24 protein-coding genes are annotated in these 21,242 nt (G+C 70.8%); 17 read left to right on the plus strand and 7 right to left on the minus strand.

What is annotated here, in order from left to right:
* Positions 1-104: 104 nt before the first annotated feature.
* Positions 105-953, plus strand: coding sequence for a DUF6807 family protein (locus tag AB0F10_RS07500; RefSeq protein ID WP_360621066.1), 849 nt, complete (start codon positions 105-107; stop codon positions 951-953).
* On the opposite strand, the gene AB0F10_RS07505 is transcribed toward AB0F10_RS07500, so the two are convergent.
* Positions 910-2,241 carry an ROK family transcriptional regulator gene (locus AB0F10_RS07505; RefSeq protein WP_360621068.1) on the minus strand — a complete coding sequence of 444 codons (1,332 nt, stop codon included), beginning with the start codon at positions 2,239-2,241 and terminating at the stop codon, positions 910-912. The two genes, AB0F10_RS07500 and AB0F10_RS07505, sit on opposite strands and share 44 nt — an antisense overlap.
* Positions 2,238-3,092, minus strand: coding sequence for a PmoA family protein (locus AB0F10_RS07510; RefSeq protein WP_360621070.1), 855 nt, complete (start codon positions 3,090-3,092; stop codon positions 2,238-2,240). Before AB0F10_RS07510 ends, AB0F10_RS07505 begins: the two co-directional genes overlap by 4 nt.
* A 283-nt stretch (positions 3,093-3,375) precedes the next feature.
* Between AB0F10_RS07510 and AB0F10_RS07515 the strand changes: the two genes are divergently transcribed.
* The 8 genes from AB0F10_RS07515 (at position 3,376) to AB0F10_RS07550 (ending at position 9,422) form a co-directional block, all read left to right on the plus strand.
* On the plus strand, positions 3,376-4,806 hold the full coding sequence (locus AB0F10_RS07515) for a pectinesterase family protein (protein WP_360621072.1): 1,431 nt from the start codon (positions 3,376-3,378) through the stop codon (positions 4,804-4,806).
* Positions 4,807-4,835: 29 nt separating this feature from the next.
* Entirely contained in the window at positions 4,836-6,290 is a 1,455-nt protein-coding gene (locus tag AB0F10_RS07520) for an RICIN domain-containing protein (protein ID WP_360621074.1), read from the plus strand.
* 105 nt (positions 6,291-6,395) lie between these two features.
* Positions 6,396-6,881, plus strand: coding sequence for a VOC family protein (locus AB0F10_RS07525; RefSeq protein WP_360621075.1), 486 nt, complete (start codon positions 6,396-6,398; stop codon positions 6,879-6,881).
* Between the two features lie 217 nt (positions 6,882-7,098).
* Positions 7,099-7,302, plus strand: coding sequence for a cold-shock protein (locus AB0F10_RS07530; protein ID WP_360621077.1), 204 nt, complete (start codon positions 7,099-7,101; stop codon positions 7,300-7,302).
* 162 nt (positions 7,303-7,464) lie between these two features.
* Positions 7,465-8,043, plus strand: a complete 579-nt coding sequence (locus tag AB0F10_RS07535) for a dihydrofolate reductase family protein (RefSeq protein ID WP_360621079.1) — start codon at positions 7,465-7,467, stop codon at positions 8,041-8,043.
* 32 nt (positions 8,044-8,075) lie between these two features.
* Entirely contained in the window at positions 8,076-8,510 is a 435-nt protein-coding gene (locus tag AB0F10_RS07540; RefSeq protein ID WP_360621081.1) for an SRPBCC family protein, read from the plus strand.
* Entirely contained in the window at positions 8,507-8,911 is a 405-nt protein-coding gene (locus AB0F10_RS07545; protein ID WP_360621083.1) for an EVE domain-containing protein, read from the plus strand. Before AB0F10_RS07540 ends, AB0F10_RS07545 begins: the two co-directional genes overlap by 4 nt.
* A 73-nt stretch (positions 8,912-8,984) precedes the next feature.
* Positions 8,985-9,422, plus strand: a complete 438-nt coding sequence (locus tag AB0F10_RS07550) for a MarR family transcriptional regulator (protein ID WP_360621085.1) — start codon at positions 8,985-8,987, stop codon at positions 9,420-9,422.
* A 114-nt stretch (positions 9,423-9,536) separates the two neighbouring features.
* On the opposite strand, the gene AB0F10_RS07555 is transcribed toward AB0F10_RS07550, so the two are convergent.
* Entirely contained in the window at positions 9,537-10,427 is an 891-nt protein-coding gene (locus AB0F10_RS07555; protein ID WP_360621087.1) for a class I SAM-dependent methyltransferase, read from the minus strand.
* A gap of 204 nt (positions 10,428-10,631) precedes the next feature.
* Between AB0F10_RS07555 and AB0F10_RS07560 the strand changes: the two genes are divergently transcribed.
* Together AB0F10_RS07560 and AB0F10_RS07565 are read left to right on the plus strand one after the other, a co-directional pair.
* Positions 10,632-11,324 carry a cutinase family protein gene (locus AB0F10_RS07560; protein WP_360621089.1) on the plus strand — a complete coding sequence of 231 codons (693 nt, stop codon included), beginning with the start codon at positions 10,632-10,634 and terminating at the stop codon, positions 11,322-11,324.
* A 245-nt stretch (positions 11,325-11,569) separates the two neighbouring features.
* Entirely contained in the window at positions 11,570-11,926 is a 357-nt protein-coding gene (locus AB0F10_RS07565; protein WP_360621091.1) for a DUF6204 family protein, read from the plus strand.
* Between the two features lie 47 nt (positions 11,927-11,973).
* On the opposite strand, the gene AB0F10_RS07570 is transcribed toward AB0F10_RS07565, so the two are convergent.
* Positions 11,974-12,999 carry a LacI family DNA-binding transcriptional regulator gene (locus AB0F10_RS07570; protein WP_360621093.1) on the minus strand — a complete coding sequence of 342 codons (1,026 nt, stop codon included), beginning with the start codon at positions 12,997-12,999 and terminating at the stop codon, positions 11,974-11,976.
* A 251-nt stretch (positions 13,000-13,250) separates the two neighbouring features.
* On the opposite strand from AB0F10_RS07570, the gene AB0F10_RS07575 reads away from it, so the two are divergent.
* From AB0F10_RS07575 to AB0F10_RS07600, 6 genes are all read left to right on the plus strand, one after another.
* Positions 13,251-14,615 carry an extracellular solute-binding protein gene (locus tag AB0F10_RS07575; protein WP_360621095.1) on the plus strand — a complete coding sequence of 455 codons (1,365 nt, stop codon included), beginning with the start codon at positions 13,251-13,253 and terminating at the stop codon, positions 14,613-14,615.
* 71 nt (positions 14,616-14,686) lie between these two features.
* Positions 14,687-15,646 (plus strand): sugar ABC transporter permease, encoded by a 960-nt coding sequence (locus AB0F10_RS07580; RefSeq protein ID WP_360621097.1) that lies wholly within the window; start codon positions 14,687-14,689, stop codon positions 15,644-15,646.
* A complete protein-coding gene (locus AB0F10_RS07585) occupies positions 15,643-16,503 on the plus strand; it encodes a carbohydrate ABC transporter permease (protein ID WP_360621099.1) in 861 nt (286 codons plus the stop codon). The genes AB0F10_RS07580 and AB0F10_RS07585 overlap by 4 nt, the downstream gene beginning before the upstream one ends.
* A gap of 23 nt (positions 16,504-16,526) precedes the next feature.
* Positions 16,527-18,044, plus strand: a complete 1,518-nt coding sequence (locus AB0F10_RS07590; RefSeq protein ID WP_360621101.1) for an alpha-N-arabinofuranosidase — start codon at positions 16,527-16,529, stop codon at positions 18,042-18,044.
* Between the two features lie 102 nt (positions 18,045-18,146).
* A complete protein-coding gene (locus AB0F10_RS07595) occupies positions 18,147-18,695 on the plus strand; it encodes a sigma-70 family RNA polymerase sigma factor (RefSeq protein ID WP_360621103.1) in 549 nt (182 codons plus the stop codon).
* Positions 18,692-19,177 (plus strand): hypothetical protein, encoded by a 486-nt coding sequence (locus AB0F10_RS07600; RefSeq protein WP_360621105.1) that lies wholly within the window; start codon positions 18,692-18,694, stop codon positions 19,175-19,177. Before AB0F10_RS07595 ends, AB0F10_RS07600 begins: the two co-directional genes overlap by 4 nt.
* Before the next feature lie 75 nt (positions 19,178-19,252).
* Here the strand turns inward: AB0F10_RS07600 and AB0F10_RS07605 are convergent, their stop codons facing one another.
* The 3 genes from AB0F10_RS07605 to AB0F10_RS07615 all read right to left on the minus strand — a co-directional run bounded on the left by AB0F10_RS07605 (position 19,253) and on the right by AB0F10_RS07615 (position 21,058).
* On the minus strand, positions 19,253-19,564 hold the full coding sequence (locus AB0F10_RS07605) for a TM2 domain-containing protein (protein WP_360621107.1): 312 nt from the start codon (positions 19,562-19,564) through the stop codon (positions 19,253-19,255).
* Positions 19,565-19,682: 118 nt separating this feature from the next.
* Complete coding sequence (locus AB0F10_RS07610) at positions 19,683-20,444, minus strand: endonuclease/exonuclease/phosphatase family protein (protein WP_360621109.1); 762 nt, start codon at positions 20,442-20,444, stop codon at positions 19,683-19,685.
* A gap of 107 nt (positions 20,445-20,551) precedes the next feature.
* Positions 20,552-21,058: a hypothetical protein gene (locus AB0F10_RS07615; protein WP_360621111.1), complete on the minus strand. Its 507-nt coding sequence runs from the start codon at positions 21,056-21,058 to the stop codon at positions 20,552-20,554.
* Positions 21,059-21,242 lie beyond the last annotated feature (184 nt).

A 21,242-nucleotide genomic window follows, 5' to 3' on the forward strand; every position in this document is an offset into this window, starting at 1 on the left:
TTGTTTCAGTGTTTTATACATCGAGCGGTGTCCATGTCAACCGGGCTCGGGTAGTTTGTTACAGAGATTGACGTAACTGCCGGGGCGCCGGTAACTTGCCGCCCATGCCGATGGCTCAGACTCACGATCTGACCTGCGCCGGACGGGTCGTCGCCCGCTACGTCTGGGAGCCCGACCTGCCGGCCACCGTCTCGCCCCGGCCCTACCTGCACCCCGTCACCACGCTCGGCGGCACCACCGTCACCGGCTTCATGCCGGACGACCACCTGCACCACCTCGGCGCCAGCATCGCCGTGCCGGCGGTCAACGGCGCCAACTTCTGGGGTGGACGCACCTACCTGCGCGGCCGCGGCTCGGTCCACCTGGAGAACCACGGCCGCCAGCGGCACTCCCGCTGGCTGCACCGCACCGGCGCCCACCTGGTGCAGGAGCTGCACTGGGCCGGGCGCGACGGGCGCGTCCTCGCCCAGGAGCAACGCACGCTGCGCACCGAGCCGGTCGCGGACACCGCGTGGATGCTTTCCATCGCGTACGCCCTGAGCAGCGCCGACGGTCGCCCGCTGATCATTCACAGCCCGGCCGTGCGCGGCCGGGCCGGCGCGGGCTACGGCGGCTTCTTCTGGCGGGCGCCCGCCGGGCCGGATCCGGTACGGGCCTTCGCGCGTACCGGCGGCGGCGAGGCGCACGGCAGCCGCGACCCCTGGGTGGCGCTCGGCACCGCCGCCTGGACGCTGGTCTTCCACACCGTCGCGGCCGCGGACGACCCGTGGTTCGTGCGCTCCGCCGACTACGCCGGTGTCTGCTCCGCCATCGCCTGGGACCGGCCGCTGATCATCGCGCCCGGCCAGGTCTTCGCCCGGCGGATCAGCGTCGTCGTCGCCGACGGACCGCCGACACCGGCCACCACCGCTACGGCCCTCGCCGCCTTCGACCTGGAACACCCGCCGGAATGACCACCGGACCGGCTTCGCCGACGTCGGCACCTTGCACGTCCTGCGCTAGGGCGTCGGATCGGGCAAGCCAGGAGTTCGGGTCCCGCCGCACCCTGTCGACGGCGCTCAGCGCGGCACCGATCACCGCGGCGTCCGGGCCCAGGGTCGCGGGCCGCACCGTGATCGGCGCCCACCCGGCGGTGAGGACGCGCCGGTTGACCTCCGCCTCGATGCCGTCGGTGAGCCACGAGGTGAGCAGGGAGTAGCTGCCGCCGAGCAGGACCGTGTCGACGTCGACGATGTTGACGAGCGCGGCGATCGCGACCCCCAGCGCCTTACCCGCGCTCTCCAGCGAGACGAGGATGTCCGGCGAGCCGGCCGAGACCAGCGCGTCGATCGCGACCGCGGGCGCCTGGCGGGGCACCGCCGGCGCGGCCGGCACCGCGTCGAGGATGTCCCGCAGGCCCGCATAGCGCTGCAGGCAGCCGGTGGCCCCGCAGCAGCACCGCTTCCCATCGCTTTCCACCATGATGTGCCCCAACTCGCCGCTCCAGCCGCGCGAGCCCCGCATCGGGAGGCCGGCGAGCACGATGCCGGCGCCGATGTCGAACTCGCCGCAGACGCACACGAAGTCGCGGAGCCCGGGCCCGCCGGCGTAGCTCTCGCCGAGCGCGGCGAGGCTCGCGTCGTTGTCGACCAGCACGGGCAGGCCGGCGGTGGCGATGCCGGACCGCAGCGCCGCGCCGGCGTCGACGTCGCGCCAGCCGAGGCTCGGCGCGAGCCGGACGACGCTGCCGTCCTGCACCGGGCCGGGCGCCGCGAGGGTGGCGCCGACGACGGTGAGACCGGCCGCCGCGGCGAGCTGAATCGCGTCCCGCGCCATGGCGGCGAGGCGGCCCAGGGTCCGCCCGGGATCGAGCTCGTCCTCGGTGTGCGCGGCGAAGCCGAGATGGCGCACGGCGCCGGTGAGGTCGACGACGCACGCCGAGAGGGAGTTCCCGCGGATGTCCAGGCCGAGCCCCGCCGGACCGGTGTGCGCGAGGCGAAGCCCCACCCGCGGCCGGCCGCTGTTGCCGGACCGCGACGGGCCGGACTCGACGATCAGCCCGCCGGCCAGCAGGTCGTCGACGATCCGGGAGATCGTCGGCCGGGTGAGGCCGGTGGCGGCGGCCAGCTCGCTGCGGGAGATCGGCACCCGCCGGGCGCCGACGATCTGCTGGAAGGTCAGGCCGAGGTTGTGCGCGCGCAGGCTGTCCTGCCGGATCGGCAGGTCCGTGGTGGGCGCGACCCGATGCACCGGACGGCTCATGAGGCCAGGTCAGCCGCGTACGCGGCGGCCCGCCCCGGCGGCAGCTCCCCGTCCGCGACAACGGTGACGATTCGCCGGCTCAGGGTCGTCCGGGGGCCGAGTATGAGGGGCTCCTCCCAGGCGAGCGCGGATCCGATGCCGAGATAGTCGCGGGTGCGGACGAACCAGCGGTCGTCGCGGGTCTCGGCGTCCGCGGGGATGAAGACCAGGGTCCAGGGGTCGGTCGTGCCGCCGCGCACCGACAGCCAGGCGGACCTGCGCCCGTGCACCGCGTCGACCCCGTCACCGGCCTCGGCGGCGATCCGGCACTCCGCCGCGCCGGACGGCGCCCGCCAGAAGAAGCCCCCGTACCCCGCGCCGCTGCGGCCGTGCGCGGCCGGGCTCCGGATCGGCAGGTCCCGGCCGGTGACGTTGGTCAGGGCGAAGCCGAAGCCGAGTGCCCAGGCGCGCGGGCCGAGCCGGCGGCAGGACAGCTCGCGCCGCTCCGACAGCAACTGCTCGCCGTCGATGGTGGCCCAGCGCAGGGAGTGCCGCAGCTCCGTGGCAGTCCGCCGGACCCAGCGCACGTGCTGCTGGGTGCCCTGGTTGTCGAGCCAGGCCGGCCCGTGTCCGGCGAGGAACGTCCGGCCGCCCCAGAAGTTGCCGCGATCCACCTCGGCGACGGCGACGCTCAGTCCGAGATGGTGCTGGTGCGACGCCGGCATCAGCTCGGTGACGGTCGTGCCCGCCAGGGTACGCACGGGATGCAGGTACGGCCGGGGTGACAGGGCGGCGGGGAGGTCGGGGCGCCAGGCGTATTCGGCGACCGGGCGGTCCGCGAGGCTCAGGACTGCGATGGCGTCAGCGGTCACGTGGGCCTCCACTCGGCGATCCGTACGTCAGCAGAATAGTGCGTCCCCGATCTTCGTTCAGAACGATTAATTTCTTAACTTGACATAATCTACCCGGCGGTCCTAACGTTCGCCATCGAGGGCGCCTACGGCCGCAATGCATTGATCTTCATCAATTGCCTCGCCTGGAACATCCGCCGACCTGGAGACCTCCCGGCTCGTCCTCGGCCAGGAGGGCCCACCTCCCCAGGACCGGCCGCCGTGCCCCGCGGCGGCCATCTCCAGTCCGCAGAAAGGTCCCCACGTGTCCAGGTTCCACAAAATCAGGAAGTGGCTGCTCATAGCGACCCTCACGCCGGCGTCCCTGCTGGCGGTGACGACGCCCGCCCGGGCCGCGGTCGCACCCGCGGCCGGCGGCACCTACACGATCGCGGCCGGCAACAGCGGCCGCTGCATCGACGTCACCGCCGGCTCGCTGGACAACGGCGCGCTGTTGCAGCAGTGGGGCTGCCACGCCGACCAGGCCTGGCAGCAGTTCGCCGTCACCGCCCGCGGGAGCAACCAGTTCAACCTGGTCAACGTCAACAGCACCCGGTGCGTCGACGTACCCGGCGGCGCCGTGACCGCCGGCATTCAGATCCAGCAGTGGGGCTGCGGCGACGGCACCAAGCCCGCCCAGTTGTTCACCTTCGCCGCCTCCGGCGGCGGCCACCAGATCAGGAACGTGGCCAGCGGGATGTGCCTGGCCATCAGCGGATCCTCCGCCGACAACGGCGCCGCGGTGGTCCAGCAGGCCTGCGCCGCCGAGATCAGCCAGCAATGGGCGTTCACCCCGCTCGCAGGCGGTGGCGGTGCCACCTGCCCGTGCACCGTTGCCAAGGACGGTACCGGTCAGTACACGACCGTGCAGGCCGCGATCGACGCGGTGCCGGCGAACAACACGATCCGCCGGGTCATCACCGTCAAGGCCGGCACCTACCGCGAGATCGTCACGATCCCGTCGAACAAGCAGAACATCACGCTCCAGGGCGGCGCGGGCTCAGCAGCCGGCGTGGTCATCGTCGACAACCACAGCTCGGCCGGCGGCTACGGCACCTCCGGCAGCGCCACGTTCTTCGCCAAGGGCGCCGGCTTCATCGCGCAGAACCTGACGTTCTCCAACGACTACGGCGTGGGCAGCCAGGCCGTCGCCCTGAGCCTCGACGCCGACAAGATCATCCTCAACAACGTCCGGGTCCTCGGCAACCAGGACACGCTGCTGACCAACTCGGGCCGCGCGTACGTCGTGAACTCCTATGTGGAGGGCACCACGGACTTCATCTTCGGCGGCTCGATCGCGGTGTTCCACAACAGCACGATCCACGAGATCAGCTCGACCGGCGGCGTCATGACGGCCGCCAACACCGACGCGGCCAAGACCTACGGCTATCTCTTCTACAAGTGCACGATCAACAACGGCGGCGGCAGCAATGTCACCGCCCTGGGCCGGCCCTGGGGCCCCGCCGCGCAGGTGCTGTACCGCGAGTCGACCATGACCGCCGGCATCAGGTACTCGCAGCCGTGGCAGGACATGTCAGCCAACTCGTGGAAGAACGCGCGCTTCCTTGAATACCGCAACACCGGCGCCGGAGCCACCGTCAACAACAACCGGCCGCAGCTCGGCGACGCGCAGGCCGCGAACTACACGCCGCAGAAGTACCTGGCGGGCAGCGACACCTGGAACCCGGTCAGCTGATCCTCCGCACCGCGATCAAGGAGTAAACGATGTCCTCGATTTCCCTCAGATCCCTCGCGGCCGCGGCAACCCTGCTCACCGCGGGGGTGACCACGGCGGTCGTCTCGGTGACGCCGTCCCCGGCCGACGCCGCCCCGGCCGCCGGCGCGACCTACCTGCTCGCGGCCCGGTCGAGCGGGCGCTGCGTCGACGTGCCGGGCGCCTCCGTCGACAACGGCGCCCAGTTGCAGCAGTGGGGCTGCCACGCCGATCAGGCCTGGCAGCAGTTCACGGTCAAGGCCCAGGCGAACGGCCAGTTCAACCTCGTCAACGTCAACAGCACCAGGTGCGTCGACGTGCCGGGCGGGGCGGCCACCGCCGGGCTGCGGCTGCAGCAGTGGGGCTGCGGCGACGGGACCAAGCCCGCGCAGTTGTTCACCTTCCCAGCCTCGGGCACCGGCACCTATCAGATCCGTAACGTGGCCAGCGGACTGTGCGCGGCGGTCGCCGGCGCCGACAACGGCGCCGCGGTCGTCCAGCAGGCCTGCGCGGCCGACGCCGCACAGCAGTGGACGTTCACCTCGCTCTCCGGCGGCGGGCCCGGCAACTGGTCGAACGCCCCGGACGGATTCGCCTCCACCGGCGGCGGCACGACCGGCGGCGCCGGCGGCACGGCGGTCACCGTGTCGACCTTCGCCGACCTGGTCAAGTACGCCACCGCGTCCGCCGCGTACGTCATCCGGGTGTCCGGCACGATCACCGTGACCCCGTACGGGCACGAGATCCCGGTCGCGGCCGACAAGACCATCGTCGGCGTCGGCACCGGCGGGCGGATCAAGAACGGCGGCTTCTTCCTCGGCACCGGGGTCCGGAACGTGATCATCCGCAACCTCACCATCGGCGACACCGCGATGGCCTCGGACGACCCGGACGACAAGGACTTCGACTACGACGGGATCCAGATGGACACCGCCGACCACGTCTGGATCGACCACAACACGTTCACCAACATCAACGACGGCTACATCGACAGCCGCAAGGACACCAACTACGTCACCGTGTCCTGGAACCGGATGGGCGACCACAACAAGACCTTCGGCATCGGCTGGACCGAGAACGTCGTCGCCCGCATGACCATCCACCACAACTGGATCTACAACTCCAACCAGCGCAACCCCAGCGCCGACAACCTCCTGTACGCCCACCTCTACAACAACTACCTGTCCAACGTCACCTCGTACGGCAACTACTCGCGCGGCGCCACCAAGATGGTGATCGAGAACAGCTACTTCGAGAACGTGAACAACCCGTACTACCCGGACACGGCCACCGGCGCCCAGCTGAGGCAGACGGGCAGCGTCCTGACCGGCTGCACCGGCCGCCAGGAGACATCCGGCTCGGCGTTCACCCCGGGCAGCTTCTACCCGTACGCCCTCGACCCGGCCGCATCCGTTCCCGGCCTGGTCAGGACCTATGCCGGGCCTCAGGCCGGCATCAGCATGTAGACCCGCGACGGCCGGCCGGGGCTCCCTCCCGGCCCGCCGTGCCGGGCGTCTCCGCTCTAGGGTCGGATGCGGTCACCGTGGCCGCACGACACCAGGGAGGCCCGCATGGCGATCCGCCGGATGGACAACGTGCTCATCGTCGTCGACGACCTTGACGCCGTGATCAGGTTCTTCGTCGAGCTCGGCATGGAGCTCGCGGGCGAGCCGGGCCCGGTCGAGGGGCGGTGGGTGGAGCGGGTCCTCGGGATCGACGACGTCCGGCAGGAGGTCGCGATGCTGCGCACCCCCGACGGCCACGGCGGGATCGAGCTGGCCAGGTTCCACAGCCCGAAGGCGATCGGCACCGAGCCGAGCAACCCGCCGGCGAACACGCTGGGCATCCGCCGCGTCATGTTCGCCGTCGATGACATCGAGGACGTCGTGGCACGCCTGCGCACCCACGGCGCCGAGCTCGTCGGCGACATCGCCCGCTACGAGGACATCTTTCTGCTCTGTTACGTCCGCGGCCCCGAGGGCATCGTCGTCGGCCTCGCCGAGGAGCTCGGCAAAGGTCAGACGACGCCGATTCGCGCTCAGGACGGCGCCCTGTGACGGAGACCGCACCCAAAGCCCGGCGGCGCCGGCGGCGGCTGTGCTAGCGTAACCGCGTTGCAGTTTTGATTTCCGTAGACGTTGTCGGCGCCTGATGGGGTTAATCGAACCCGTGCGGGCGCTTTTTCGTTTGTCGTGTCGGTTCGGCGCGGGTGATCAACGCAGCGGCTTGCGATTCCGTAAAGTGCGGTTTCGAACAGCCTGCGAAGGAGCAGACATGACTACAGGTACCGTGAAGTGGTTCAACGCCGACAAGGGCTTCGGCTTCATCACGCCGGACGACGGCGGCGCCGACGTCTTCGCCCACTTCTCCGCCATCGCGTCGAGCGGCTTCCGTAGCCTCGACGAGAACCAGAAGGTGGAGTTCGACATCACCCAGGGCCAGAAGGGCCTGCAGGCGGAGAACATTCGCCCGCTCTGATCCACGCTTTACCGAACGGCGGTCCACTGATTCAGTGGGCCGCCGTTCGGCGTTTTCTCTTCAAGATTCTCCGCGGAGCGTGTCGAACCGAGGCGGCGGCGTTCGTAGCAGGGGTGAGAGGCGCCCGACGGGCGCACCCACGACGCCCCTGAGGAGTGCGACATGACCGCCACCTACACCTTCGACGTCTTCTCCAGCCTCGACGGCTTCGCCGTCGCCGGCGGTGACTGGACGGGCTACTGGGGCAAGCAGGGCCCCGAGCTGCTCGACCACCGCCTTTCCCTGTACGACGCGAAGCAGCGGATGGTCTTCGGCGCCGACACGTACCGGACCTTCGTGAGCCTGCTGACCTCGGACGCCGAGGAATCCGTGCGCGACCCCTGGGTCACCCGGATGGTCAACATGCCGGCGACGGTGGTGTCCTCGACCCTGAAGGAGCCCCTCGACTGGCCGGACGCCACCGTTGTGAGCGGTGACGCCGTCGACATCGTCGCCCGGCTCAAGGAGCAGTCCGAGGTGCCGCTGCGATCGCACGGCAGCCTGTCGTTGAACCGGGCACTGATGGCCGCCGGCCTCGTCGACCGCGTACAGGTGACCCTCTTCCCGGTCATCACCGGCCAGAGCGGGATGAAGCCGGTCTTCGAGGGTGCGGCCGACTTCGACCTCGAGCTGATCGAGCACCGCACGCTCGACGTCCACATCCAGGAACTGGTCTACCGGCCCACCCTGCACCGGTCTTGACCCGGCAGATACTAAGCGCGCATACTAATTGCATGAAGACGATCGCGACCGCGAAGATCACCACCGACGTCCCCGCCCAGGCCTTCTTCGAGCGCTGGGCCGACATGGCCACCTGGCCGCAGTGGAACACCGACACCGACTGGGTGCGCCTCGACGGGCCGTTCCGCACCGGCGCGACCGGCCGGCTGAAGCCGAAGGGCGGCCCGGTGACCCGGTTCGTCGTCACGTCGCTCGTCCCGGGCCGCGAGTTCACCGACGTCTCGCTGCTGCTGGGCGCGCGGCTGACGTTCCAGCACCTGGTGGGCGCGGACCCCGGCGGCCGCACCACCGTGTCGGTGCGGGTCACCCTCGCCGGCCCGCTCGCGTTCTTCTGGGCCTTCGCGCTCGGCAGGGGCATCGCGAAGGGCCTCGACGGCGATCTCGCCCGGCTCGAGGCGGCCGCCCGCGCGGCCGGAGTGCCGGCATGAGTCACTGGCTCGGGGTGGTCTGCCGTGATCACGTCCAGCGCGCCACCCGGCTCGGCATCGCCCAGCTCGGTCACGGCAAGCGGGGCGGGCTCGCCCGCCTCGCGGCCGGTGACCGGCTCGTCTACTACTCGCCGCGGACGAGCCTTCGCGACGGCGAACCGCTGCAGGCGTTCACCGCGCTCGGCGAGGTCGCCGACGACGAGATCTGGCAGGCGGACGAGGGCGACTTCCAGCCGTGGCGGCGCCGCGTCGACTACCTGCCGGACGCGGTCGAGACGCCGATCCGGTCGCTGAGCCTCGACCTCACCGCCCAGCCCGGCTGGGGCATCCACCTGCGCCGCGGCCTGCTGCCGCTCACCGACGGCGACTTCGCCGCCATCCACGCGGCGATGCGTCCATGAGCGAGCCTGCGAGCGCATCATCAACGCAGCGCCCGGCGAATGTCACCGCCGGAGCGCCGGCGGAGGCGACGGCATGAGCCTCGCGACGGCGCACTCCGGCGCCGACGACAGCCCCGGCCTGCTGTTGTGGCAGGTCACCAATCGGTGGCAGGCCGCGCAGCGGGCGACGCTGAAGCCGTTCGACCTCACCCACGTGCAGTTCGTGCTGCTGGCCACGCTCACCTACCTGCAGGCGTCCGGCCCGGTCACCCAGAAGGCGCTCGCCGGCATGGCCGCCACCGACCCGATGATGACCTCGCAGGTGCTGCGCACGTTGGAGGGCCGCGACCTGGTGCACCGCCCCGCCCACCCGGCCGACCGGCGGGCCCGGGCGGTGGCCGTCACCGAGGCCGGACGCGACCTCGCCAACCGGGCGGTGGTCGCGGTCGAGGCCTGCGACGCCGCCTTCTTCGCCGCACTCGGCGACGATCTGCCCGCCTTCACCGCGGGCCTGCGCGCCCTGCGCGCGTGACCCGCCTGTCGCGAGCCGGTGAATGCCGATGAAGGCCCCGTCAAACCCGAAGCAAGCGAGGCACGATCCGATGAGGCCTCTCCCACGCCGGCATCCGGTGGGCCGCGGCGGGCCTCAGGCCGTGGAAGTCGCCGCCCGGTCGGCCACCGCGACACGGCCGTTGCGCAGGCTGAGCGTGTGCCGCGCCGGCGTGTGCAGCCGACGGGCCAGGGTCAACAGGTCGTCGTCGCTGCTCACGGGCAGGCCGGCCGCGGCCAGCAGCGCCCGCATCGCCCCGGGTTTCCAGGCCGAGCGGCGCGGCTCGCGGGCGAACGGATCCGGCCGGCGGGCCGCAATCGCCATGGCGCGGGCCACCAGGCGGCCGAACCAGGCCGCCGCCGACGGCGACTGGTAGTTGAGGATCAGCCGGCTGCCGGGCGCGGACCGCTCGGCGATGACCGCGGCGGTGGCCCGCACCTCGGCCCGGTCGAGGTACGGCACCACGCCCTCCCAGATCCACGTCGTCGCCTGCGCGGCGTCGTGCCCGGCGGCGGCGAGCGCCGGCCCGAGCGGCTCCCGGCTGAGATCGACCGGCACGAACCGGACCGAACGCGCGAGCGGGCGCAGCGTGCCGCAGCGGTCCCGCTTGTCCTGTTGCGACGCGGGATGGTCGACCTCGTAGACGTCCGTCGCCGCCAGCTCGGGCATCCGCCAGGCCCGCCCGTCCAGTCCGGCGCCCAGGATCACCAGCTGCGGGTGCAGCCGATCCCGCACGGCGTCGTCGATGGCGACGGTGCGGGGCGCTATCACCTCCGCCATCGCGTTCATCGACTCGAAGTCCATCCGATCGGTCCACCCCTGTGGGGCAACCCCGCCGCGGGCGGACTCGACGGCGATGCGCTCCTGCGGTCGCAGCAACTCCATCGCGGCCGGGTCCGCGAACCGGTCCGGCGCGATCCGGCCGTGCGCGACCGCGCGCCCCTGGCACACCAGCACCGCCGTGCGGCTGGCCCCCCTGGCGGCCATCGCCCCTCCTCGAATCGAACGTGGGTTCCATCGTAGGCAGCGCGGGCGGCCGGGTGCTCGCCCGCAGGCGTACGTACCGCTTCGACCTGCGGATCATTTCTGCACCGTTTGTGAATTAATCCTCAATGGCCGTCAGCCCTCGGCGGTTTCTGCGTAACAAGTGCATGAAGTTGCCGGCTCCGATGAAGGGATGACGGAATGCGCATGCGTACAGCGCTCACGATCGGCGCGATGACGGTGGTCGGTATCTCCGGCCTGGTGGTAGCGCCCCTGACGTTCGCGGCCCAGGCACCCGGCGCGGCCTGTCCCGAGGTGGAGATCATCGGTGCCCGCGGCACCACCGAGCGGCCCGGCCTCGGCGTGGTGCTCGGCCCGCTCGCCCAGCAGCTGACCCGGGGCCTGACCCAGAGCGTACGGACGACCGCGGTCGACTATCCCGCCTCGTTCAACTACCAGGCGAGCGTGCGCCAGGGTGTCACCGCCCTGGCCGCGGACATCAAGCGCACGGCGTCGGCGTGCGCGCGCACCCGCTTCATCCTGATGGGCTACTCACAGGGTGCGAACGTCGTCGGCGACGCCCTCGCCGGCAGGTCGGCCGGCGGCCGGGCCGCCGCGCAGCCCGCGGTGTCCGCCGCCCTGTCCGGACGGGTCGCGACGGTGCTGCTCTTCGGGGACCCGACGTTCACCGCCGGCGAGTCGTTCAACGTGACGGACGGCGCGAAGTCCGGAATTCTCGCCCGCGGCGACGGCCGGCTCGACGCGGTCGCCCAACGCACGCAGTCCTTCTGCAACCGCAACGACCGGTTCTGCCAGGGCGGCACCAGCCTGGCGGCACACCTGGACTACGCAAAGTTCTTCGGCGACGCGGTCCACTTCACCAAGGCCCAGCTCGACTGACCTGGGTCCCGGTCAGCCCGGCCGACCTGAGCCTTGGGTCGGCTCGGCCGACCCGAACCCTGGACCGGCTCAGCCAACCTGAACCCTGGACCGGCTCAGCCAACCTGAACCCTGGACCGGCTCAGCCGATCTGAGCGCACCGGCATCCGTCCGAGCGGGCGGATGCCGGCCTCGTGCCACCGGCCCGGGGCGTTGTTGACCTAAACCGGTGGAACCGCGCGCGGGCCGGCGCATACGGTCGACGCATGACGACACGCACCATCCGGGTCACCGTCCGGGGCGCCTTCGACGGTCTCGACGCCGACCAGCGCGCCGACCTGCTCGCCCGCGCGGCACAGCACGATCTGGCGTTCGCCGCGTTCACCGCCGAGGGCTCGCTCACCTACGACATCGCGACCCGGCCGTTCTTCACCTTCCGCTTCGCGCGCACCGCCGAGACCGAGCAGGACATCCCGGCCGCGGTGCGCGACGCCGAGGCCGCCGCGGCGGCCTACCTCGACCAGCACGGTTACGGCTTCAAGAACCTCACCTCGCAGGCCGTCGACCTGTCCCAGGTCCCGCTGGGCAAGCGCGGCCGCAAGGAGGCCGCTCGCCACGACTAGGGCGCATCTGGCGTGGCGATCAGTCGCGCTTCGCGGGACGGAACACGCTACTCGGCGGTCGCACCCAGCGTGCTCTGCCTCGGCAGGAGCCGGTGCGGCGCCCGCAGTTCGATTCCCGGCACCGGCTTCGCGCTGCCGATCCGCAGGATCAGCCGCTCGACGGCGAGCTGGGCGATGGCCTTCTTGTCGGGCGAGATGGTGCTGATCGTGGGCCGGCCGTAGCGCCCGTCCTCGATGTCGTCGTAGCCGATCACGGCGATGTCCTCGGGGACGCGCAGCCCGCGCTGCAGTGCGGTGTGGATGGCGCCGGAGGCGACCAGGTCGCTGTAGCAGAACACCGCGTCCGGCGGGTCCGCGCGGTCCAGGAGGGCGGCCATGGCGGTGGCGCCGTCGACCCGGTTGAAGCGGGTGGTGCTGATGATCAATGATTCGTCGACCGGGAGGCCGGCGGCCGCGTGCGCGGCGCGGAAGCCCCTGGTACGCAGTTGAGCCGCCTCGCCGGTGGGGTAGGGCTGGTCGCCGATCGCGGCGATCCGCCGGCCGCCGATGGCGATGAGGTGACCGACCGCCTCGGTGGAGGCGGCCACGTCGTCGATGCCGACGTGATCGAACGTGCCGTCGGAGGTGCGCTCGCCCAGCACCACCAGGGGCAGGGCCGGGTCGCGGATCGAGAGGTCGGCCTGTGACAGGCCCAGCGGGCTGAGGATCATGCCGTCGAAGAGGAAGCGCCGCGAGCCCCTGCCGATCAGCTCGGCCTCGTGCTCCCGGTCGCCGTCGGTCTGGTCGATCAGCACGTTGTAGCCGGCCTTGCGGGCGGCGGGGATGACCGCCTGTAGCAACTCGGCGAAGTACGGCGTGTCGAGGTACGGCACGACGACAACGATCTGCCCGGATCGGCCGGTGGCGAGGTTGCGGGCGAGCACGTTCGGGCGGTAGCCGAGTTCGGCGATGGCGCGCTCGACCTTCGCCCGGGTGGTCTCGGTGACCCGGGCGTACCCGTTCACCACGTTGGACACCGTGCGGGGCGAGACGCCGGCCAGATCCGCGACGTCCCGCAACGTGCTTTCCCGCATGAGGAGCCTCCCCGCATCGGCGGGCGAAGTGTCTCCCGCGGTGACGATCGTATTTCCGCCACGTTGCCTCTTGCCAGGGCCGGGGGCCCGGTGCATAGTCCTTTGCAGCGCTGCAAAGGAACCTACATCACACTCCCCCCTTTCTCTTAACAAACCGTAGCAAATAACGCCCGGAGGGCCATGTCGTCATGCCCGAGACCCTGAAGGCGGCGCTCACCCGGTGTTCGATTTCGGCCAGGAGGCCCGGAAAAATGCGTATCAGCAACCGTCTGCCCGCAGTCGCCACCGCTGTGGTTCTCGCCCTCGGACTGTCCGCCTGCAGCGGCGGTGACGACGACGGGGCCGACGCCGCCCGCGCGAAGCCCACCAACTGCACCAACAAGATCGTTCACGAGGACGCGAACCGCGTGTCGGTCTGGGCCTGGTACCCGAACATGGCCAAGGTCGTCGACAACTTCAACAACGCGCACACCGACCTGCAGGTCTGCTGGACCAACGCCGGGCAGGGCCAGCCGCAGTACGCGAAGTTCCAGACCGCGATCGCGGCGAAGAAGGGCGCCCCCGACGTCATCATGCTCGAGTCCGACCAGCTGGTCGGGTTCGAGATCCAGGACGCCCTCGTCGACCTCGCGCCGTTCGGCGCCGGCGAGGTCAGGAAGAACTTCAGCGAGGGCGCCTGGAAGGACGTCTCGCAGGGCAACGCCGTGTACGCCGTACCGGTGGACGGCGGCCCGATGGCGCTGATCTACCGCACCGACGTCTTCGCGAAGTACGGCATCAAGACCCCGCCGAGGACGTGGCCGGAGTTCGCCGAGGACGCCGCCAAGGTGAAGGCCGCCGGCGGCCCGGTCTTCGGCGACTTCGGCAGCAACGTGCCGGCCGTGACCACCGCCCTGATGATCCAGAAGGGCGCCCAGCCGTTCGTCTACGACCTGTCCGACAAGCAGAACATCACCATCAAGCTCGACGACCAGGCAACCAAGGACGTGCTCACCTTCTGGGGCGACCTGTCCAAGAAGGGGCTGGTCGGCAAGGAGGACCAGTTCACCACCGACTACATCGCCGGCATGGTGAACGGCAAGTACGCCACCTACGTCTCGGCCGCCTGGGCGCCCGGCTACCTGACCGGCGCCGGCGTCGGCAGCGGCAAGGAGAAGGGCACGTTCGCCACGGCACCGCTGCCGCAGTGGGACCCGGCCGGCCCGGTCGAGGTGAACTGGGGCGGCTCCACCTTCGCGGTGACCAGCCAGGCGACCGACAAGGCCGCCGCGGCCAAGGTCGCGATGGGCCTGTACGCCGACGAGCCGTCGCTGACGGACGGCTGGAAGACGCAGACCATCTTCCCGCTCAACTCCGGCGTGCTGACCTCCGAGGAGTTCGTCAACAACAAGAGCGAGTTCTTCAACGGCCAGACGGCCAACAAGGACGTGTACATCCCGGCCGCCAACGCCTACAAGGGCGCGGTGTACAGCCCCTTCACCGTCTACTACTACGCACAGCTTCAGGCGCAGATCGCGAAGATCAACGAGGGCAGGACCACCGGCGCGCAGGCCGCGACCGACCTGCACAACGAGATCGTCAAGTACGCCAGGACCCAGGGCTTCACCGTGCACTGATCCGCCCGGGGCGGCCGCTGCCGAAAAGACGGCGGCCGCCCGCTCCCACCCCGCCTGAAGGGAGACGTGCCGTGGCCGGCACCGTCGACACCGAGCCGCGCGCGCGACGCGCCGGCGCATCCGATCCACCGGGCAGGACGCCGGTCCGCCGCCGGTCCCACCGGCGCGGCGCCCTGGGCTGGCTCTTCATCCTCCCGTTCCTCGTGGTGTTCGCGGCCTTCCTGGTGGCGCCCCTGGCGTACGCGGGCTACCTCAGCCTCTACAGCAAGGGACTGGCGACGGGCACCACGTTCGCCGGCATCGACAACTACACCCGCGCCTTCAACGACCCGTCGTTCCGCAAGGGACTGTGGCTGGTGGTGCGGTTCAGCCTCGTGGTGATCCCGCTGCAGATGGTCGTGGCGCTGGTCGCGGCGCTGGTGCTGGACGAGGTCACCGGTCGCCTCGCGCGCTTCTCGCGGCTGGTCATCTTCCTGCCGTACGCGATCCCGGCGGTGCTCGGCGCGCTGATGTGGGGTTTCCTCTACAGCCCCAGCTTCGGGCCGATGGAGCAGATCGCCTCGGCGTTCGATGTGCAGGCGCCGTTCCTGCTCAGCCGGGGCAACATCTTCTACGGCCTGCTCAACGTGGTCACCTGGCAGTGGGCCGGCTACTACATGATCATCATCTACGCGGCGCTGCGCAGCGTCGACTCCACGATCTACGAGGCGGCGCGGATGGACGGCGCCACCGCACGCCAGATCGCGTTCCGGATCAAGGTGCCGCTGGTCTCCTCGGCGCTCATCCTCATCCTGATCTTCTCGCTGATCGGCACCCTGCAGTTCTTCACCGAGCCGCAGATCCTCGGCCCGATCGCCAACGGCACCGTCACGCCGGACTTCACGCCGAACATCTACGCGTTCAATCTGGCGTTCAGCTATGCCCAGTTCAACTACGCCTCGGCGATCTCCTTCTCGCTGGGCCTCGTGGTCTTCGTGACGGTCGCGATCTTCATGGTCATCACCCGGAAGAAGGGGAGCATCCTCACGTGAGCGACGCGCGGCGCCGGCCCCGCCACATCTGGGCGAAACTCCTGCTGCTGGCCATGGTCTGCTATTTCCTGGTACCGGTCTGGTGGCTCGTGGTGGCCAGCACCAAGGACGCGCAGGGCCTGTTCTCCGGGTCCGGCGCCCTGTGGTTCTCCGGCTTCCACCTGTTCGGCAATCTCGGCGCCCTGTTCACCTTCAACAACGGCGAGTACCTGCGCTGGCTGGGCAACTCGGTGCTGTACGCGTTCGCCGGCGGCGTCGGCTGCACGGTCATTTCGGTGCTGGCCGGGTACGGGTTCGCCAAGTTCGACTTCCGCGGCCGCAACGTGGTCTTCGCGCTCGTACTCGGCTCGGTCATGGTGCCGCTGACGGCCCTGGTCATCCCGACCTTCGTGCTGATGAGCAACGCCGGGCTCACCGATACGATCTGGGCGGTGATCCTGCCGTCGCTGCTGAGCCCCTTCGCCGTCTACCTCATGCGGGTCTACGCGGCCGCGTCCGTGCCGGACGAGCTGCTGGACGCGGCCCGCATCGACGGCGCCGGCGAGTTCCGCACGTTCGTGCGGGTGGCGCTGCCGCTGATGCGCCCCGGTGTCGTCACCGTCCTGCTGCTGTCGGTGGTCGGCACCTGGAACAACTACTTCCTTCCGCTGACCATGCTGTCCAGCTCGAAGCTCTACCCACTCACCGTGGGCATCGGGCTGTGGTCGCAGCTCGCCAGCTCCAACAACGGTGGCGGCCAGTCGCTGTGGAACCTGATCATCATCGGCTCGCTGGTGTCGATCATCCCGCTGATCATCGCCTTCCTCACCCTGCAGAAGTACTGGCAGGGTGGGCTGGCGGTGGGCAGCCTCAAGTGACCCGCTCAAACCCAGGGAGATCCGTGTTTTCCGCTTCGTTCAGCCTGAACCCGGCCTTCACCATCGCGCCCGTTTCCCGGCGCACCTTCGGGTCCTTCGTCGAGCACATGGGCCGCTGCGTCTACACCGGCATCTACGAGCCGGGGCATCCCACCGCGGACTCCGACGGCTTCCGCCGGGACGTGCTCGACCTGGTCCGCGAGCTCGGCGTCTCCGTCGTCCGCTATCCCGGCGGCAACTTCGTCTCCGGCTACCGGTGGGAGGACGGGATCGGCCCGGTCGCCGACCGGCCGGTGCGCCGCGACCTGGCCTGGCACAGCCTGGAGACCAACGAGGTCGGCATCGACGAGTTCATGCGCTGGGCGGACAAGGCCGGCGTCGAGGTGATGTACGCCGTCAACCTGGGCACCCGCGGCGTGCAGGAGGCGCTCGACGTCCACGAGTACCTCAACCACCCCGACCGCACCCGCCTCGCCGAGCTGCGCCGGGCCAACGGCGCCGAGAAGCCGTACGGGGTGAAGATGTTCTGCCTCGGCAACGAGATGGACGGCCCCTGGCAGACCGGGCACAAGACCGCCCGGGAGTACGGCCGGCTGGCCGTGGAGACGGCGCGCGCGCTGCGGTCCGCCGAGCCGGGCCTGGAGCTGGTCGCCTGCGGCAGTTCCGGCTCCTCGATGCCGACCTTCGCCGCCTGGGAGTCGGAGGTGCTGGAGCTGACCTACGACGCGGTCGACTACATCTCCGCGCACGCCTACTACGAGCCCGTCGACGGCGACATGGCCAGCTTCCTGGCCTCCGCGGTGGACATGGACCACTTCGTGCACAGCGTGGTGTCCACCGCGGACAGCGTCGCCGCCCGGCTCAAGAGCAGGAAGCGGCTGAACATCTCCTTCGACGAGTGGAACGTCTGGTACCTGCGCGACTTCGAGGCCCGGCGGGACACCGGGTCCGCCGACTGGCAGGTGGCGCCGCGGGTCATCGAGGACTGCTACACCGTCGCCGACGCCGTGGTGGTCGGCGGCCTGCTGATCTCGCTGCTGCGCAACAGCGACCGGGTGACGGCGGCCTGCCAGGCCCAGCTCGTCAACGTGATCGCACCGATCCGCACCGAACCCGGCGGCCCCGCCTGGCGGCAGACCATCTTCCACCCGTTCGCCATCACGTCCCGGCTGGCGAGGGGCGAGGTGCTGCGCGTGGCGACGCGCTGCCCGACGTACGAGACGGCGCGCTTCGGCGCGGTCCCGGCGCTGGACGCGGTCGCCACGCACGACGCCGGCAGCGGTGACGTGACCGTCTTCGTGGTCAACCGCCACCAGTCGCAGCCGGCGGCGCTGACCGTTCCGGTGACGGGCTTCGGTGCCGGCCTGCGGGTGGCCGAGTCCTGGACGCTCGCCGACGACGACCTGCTGGCGGTGAACACCGAGCAGGCCCCGGATCGGGTGGTGGTGCGCCCGGCGGACGACGCCGAGGTCAGCGACGGCGTGCTGCGCGCGACGCTGCCGCCCGTGTCCTGGACCGCGATCCGGTTGAGCCCGGCCTGAGCTGATCTTCAAGCTGTCCGGCTGGTGGAGGACCGGTAAGAAGCCGGCGGTTCCGCACGTTTCCTGGTGACGCGTACCTTCCCCATGAAGGAGCAGAAGCCAGTGACAGCAACCGAACCCGACGCCCGAAGACGGTTCACCGCGATCTACGACGCGCACCACGCACAGGTGTACGCGTACGCGGTGAGCCGGGCCGGGCGTCAGCTCGCCGACGACATCGTCGCCGACACCTTCCTCGTGGCGTGGCGCAAGCTGCCCGCGGTGCCGGCGGAACCGCTGCCGTGGCTGCTGGGTGTCGCCCGCAACGCCCTCCGCGAGCGGTACCGCGCGGAGGTCAGGCAGGCCGGCCTCGCCGCCGGCCTGCGCGCCTGGGTCGAGGAGGCGGAGGCGGACGTCGCCGAGGGCGTGGCCGAGCGGGCGGCGGTCCTCCCCGCACTGACCTGGCTGAGCGAGGACGACCGCGAGCTGCTGACCCTGGTGACCGGAGCCTCGCGATCGTCCAGGATCTCGGCGCGGTCCCGGCCGGAGACGCCGACGAGGCCGCCTGGCGTGCGGACGGCTCGCCCGGCCGGTGGACGGAACCGGCGACGAAGGGATTCCCGGCGATCGTCCACGATTCCGCGCCCGGGCTGCGCGGCGTCCGGCCGATGAGGGGCGACAACTTCCTGCTCGGCGGCGTGCCGATCACCGCGGCCGAGCTCGCCGCCCTGCCGGGCGACCCGGCGGGCCTGAGGAGGTGGCTCGTGAAGCGTCTCAAGGACACCGGGAGCCAGGAGCCCCGCGACTACTCCCTGTTCTGGAACGGCCTGCACCTCGTGCGCGACCTGCCCGTGCCGCCGCGGGTGCGCGCCGCCGCGTACCGGATGTTCGCCGACATCGACGGCGTCACGTTCCTGGGCGGCGTCACCGACCAGCGGGGCCGGCCCGGCCTGGCGGTCGCGTACGCCCGCAAGGGCGACACCGGCGCCGTGTCGCAGACCCGGCTGATCGTGGACCCGAGGACCGGCCGGGCGCTGGCCCAGGAGTCCTGGAACCTCGGCGGGCCGGGATCCGCCGGCGACCCGGCGCGACTCGTCAGCTACGACCTGCTGGTCAGCGCCGAGTTCACCGACGACGCCCCGCCGACCCGCTGAGCGGCACCCGCATCGCCCGCCGTCTCCACCGGCGGCGGGCGCGAGTCTTCGGGGCAGGCCCGGACGGACACGGCCTCAGACGGGAAAGGCGCCGTCGATGATGCCGAGGCGGGACATGACGGCGGCCCGGCGGGTGCGGTTGACCGTGCGGACCCGGCGGGCCACGAAGAAGACGTCGAGCAGGGTCCAGATCCCCAGGCCGCCCAGCGTGAAGCACATGATGATCGAGCGGGTCGTGTCGCCGAGGTAGAAGCGATGGCCGCCGAAGATGCCGACCACGCACCACAGGGCGTAGGCGACGCGGACGTCCTTCTTCACGGAGGCGTAGTCGGCCTCGGCGCGCAGAACCTGGAGACGCTGCCATTCGGGAAGCAAGCTCGTGTCCATGGCGGCAATCATGCCCGAGACCGCTGGGTATACCACCGCGGTAGGCGGCTACCGCCGCGGTCGCCCACGGTCAGCCTGATCCTGTTCACCGGGCAGCAGCCGGAGGATCCGCGCTGCGCTACAGCCACGCGGTCGCGAGGTAGATCCGGTGGTCGCTGGCCGAGGTGTAGAGCGTGTCGCCCGTCTCGCCGGTGAAGTGCGGTGAGGTGAAGATGTAGTCGATCTTCCGGCCGCCGAACGCGTTGAACGTGATCTCGTTGTCGGCGTGGTCGGCGTCCGTGAAGTAGGTCTCGAGGCGGGCGACGCCGGGCTGGTCGAGGAAGGCGTTGTAGTCGCCCGCCGAGAGCACCGGCCCGCTCCTGGCGCGCAGCCAGTCGTACAGCGACTCGAGATCCTTTTCGTTGCCGCGCTCGATGCTGGTGGCGTTGTGGACGCTGGTGGCGAAGAGCCTGCGGCCCTTGACCTCGGCGTACATGCCGACCGCGTGACGGCCCGAGGGCAGGATCCTGACCCGCCTGGGTCCGATCCTGGACCCCTTCACGATCAGCGCGACGCCGAACCTCCTGCCGTGCCGGCCGTCGTGGTTGTCGCAGGCGCCGACGACCCTGGTGGTGCTGAAGGCCGTCGAGTAGCCCCTGGGCAGGCGATCCGCGATGTAGCGGTACTGGGAGTAGCACACCTCCTGCAGGGAGGCGACGTCGATGGACCGGCGCTTGATCTGCCTGAGCGTGTACGCGGCCGGCGCCATCGCGCCGTCGTTGCACATCACCCCGCAGAGGTTGAACGCCAGGGAACGGATCTGCACCATCGAGGACGCGTGGGCGGCCGTCGGTGCCGACACCACCGCGAACGCACAGAGCAGGACGAGCAGACGGCGCATGATTCGACCTTCCTCACTACGCATCTCGGGCCGGGCGGAGGCCGGCACACCGATGGTCCGCCGGATCGCGACGCGGGCGACGCACAGCGGCGCCTAAACCGCGCCGGCTACCGGGACGGACCGACCGTGGCGGTAGCGCGTGGCGGTTGCCCGGCGAGGCCGCCGAGGCCGCCGAGGATCGCCCCGACGGCACCGAAACCGGCGGTGAAGAACAGCCCGGGCCCGATCAGGGCGTGGTTGAGGTAGGCGCGCATCGAGGCGGCGCCGCTGTGCGCGAAACCGTCGATCTTCGCCTGCTGCCGGGCGACGACGTCGAGCCAGACGTTGTCGACGATCACGAAGGTGGCGATGATCAGGACACCGATCAGCACGCCGACGGTGAGCCCCGCCAGTGCCTGGCCGGCGCGGCCGGCGCCGTCGCGGGCGGCGAGCAGCCCGGCCAGGAACATCGCCGCGAGGACACACAGATAGGAAACGACGACGGCGACGCCGTCGTCGTCGGTCACCGGGGGCCGGACCACGTTGCCGAGCAGGATCTCGGCCGCCAGGCCCGCCCCGATGACGGCGGCGATGAGCCCGCCCCGCTTGATCGCCCTCCGGTCAGGTGTCCGCACGTCGCGCCTCCGCTGGAGAGATCCACCCGGATTCCCACAGGTCAGCCGGCCGATACCGGCACGGTACCGCCCGCGCCGGGCGCGGCGGTAGCACCGGATCGGGCGGCGGCGCGCGGATCGACGCCGCGCGGCATCGACGGCGGCACGGTCGTCGGCTACGTTGCCGAGTCCGGCTCGCCGGCGG

It is taken from the genome of Actinoplanes sp. NPDC026623 (assembly GCF_040638275.1).
Lineage (GTDB): Bacteria > Actinomycetota > Actinomycetes > Mycobacteriales > Micromonosporaceae > Actinoplanes.

Coding starts and splice junctions, on each gene's coding strand:
- AB0F10_RS07550 (WP_360621085.1), top strand. CDS start 8,985: ATGAGCCTCGCGACGGCGCACTCCGGCGCCGACGACAGCCCCGGCCTG.
- AB0F10_RS07530 (WP_360621077.1), top strand. CDS start 7,099: ATGACTACAGGTACCGTGAAGTGGTTCAACGCCGACAAGGGCTTCGGC.
- AB0F10_RS07610 (WP_360621109.1), bottom strand. CDS start 20,444: ATGCGCCGTCTGCTCGTCCTGCTCTGTGCGTTCGCGGTGGTGTCGGCA.
- AB0F10_RS07575 (WP_360621095.1), top strand. CDS start 13,251: ATGCGTATCAGCAACCGTCTGCCCGCAGTCGCCACCGCTGTGGTTCTC.
- AB0F10_RS07565 (WP_360621091.1), top strand. CDS start 11,570: ATGACGACACGCACCATCCGGGTCACCGTCCGGGGCGCCTTCGACGGT.
- AB0F10_RS07560 (WP_360621089.1), top strand. CDS start 10,632: ATGCGTACAGCGCTCACGATCGGCGCGATGACGGTGGTCGGTATCTCC.
- AB0F10_RS07540 (WP_360621081.1), top strand. CDS start 8,076: ATGAAGACGATCGCGACCGCGAAGATCACCACCGACGTCCCCGCCCAG.
- AB0F10_RS07525 (WP_360621075.1), top strand. CDS start 6,396: ATGGCGATCCGCCGGATGGACAACGTGCTCATCGTCGTCGACGACCTT.
- AB0F10_RS07600 (WP_360621105.1), top strand. CDS start 18,692: ATGAGGGGCGACAACTTCCTGCTCGGCGGCGTGCCGATCACCGCGGCC.
- AB0F10_RS07520 (WP_360621074.1), top strand. CDS start 4,836: ATGTCCTCGATTTCCCTCAGATCCCTCGCGGCCGCGGCAACCCTGCTC.
- AB0F10_RS07500 (WP_360621066.1), top strand. CDS start 105: ATGCCGATGGCTCAGACTCACGATCTGACCTGCGCCGGACGGGTCGTC.
- AB0F10_RS07535 (WP_360621079.1), top strand. CDS start 7,465: ATGACCGCCACCTACACCTTCGACGTCTTCTCCAGCCTCGACGGCTTC.
- AB0F10_RS07555 (WP_360621087.1), bottom strand. CDS start 10,427: ATGGCCGCCAGGGGGGCCAGCCGCACGGCGGTGCTGGTGTGCCAGGGG.
- AB0F10_RS07505 (WP_360621068.1), bottom strand. CDS start 2,241: ATGAGCCGTCCGGTGCATCGGGTCGCGCCCACCACGGACCTGCCGATC.
- AB0F10_RS07545 (WP_360621083.1), top strand. CDS start 8,507: ATGAGTCACTGGCTCGGGGTGGTCTGCCGTGATCACGTCCAGCGCGCC.
- AB0F10_RS07605 (WP_360621107.1), bottom strand. CDS start 19,564: ATGGACACGAGCTTGCTTCCCGAATGGCAGCGTCTCCAGGTTCTGCGC.
- AB0F10_RS07570 (WP_360621093.1), bottom strand. CDS start 12,999: ATGCGGGAAAGCACGTTGCGGGACGTCGCGGATCTGGCCGGCGTCTCG.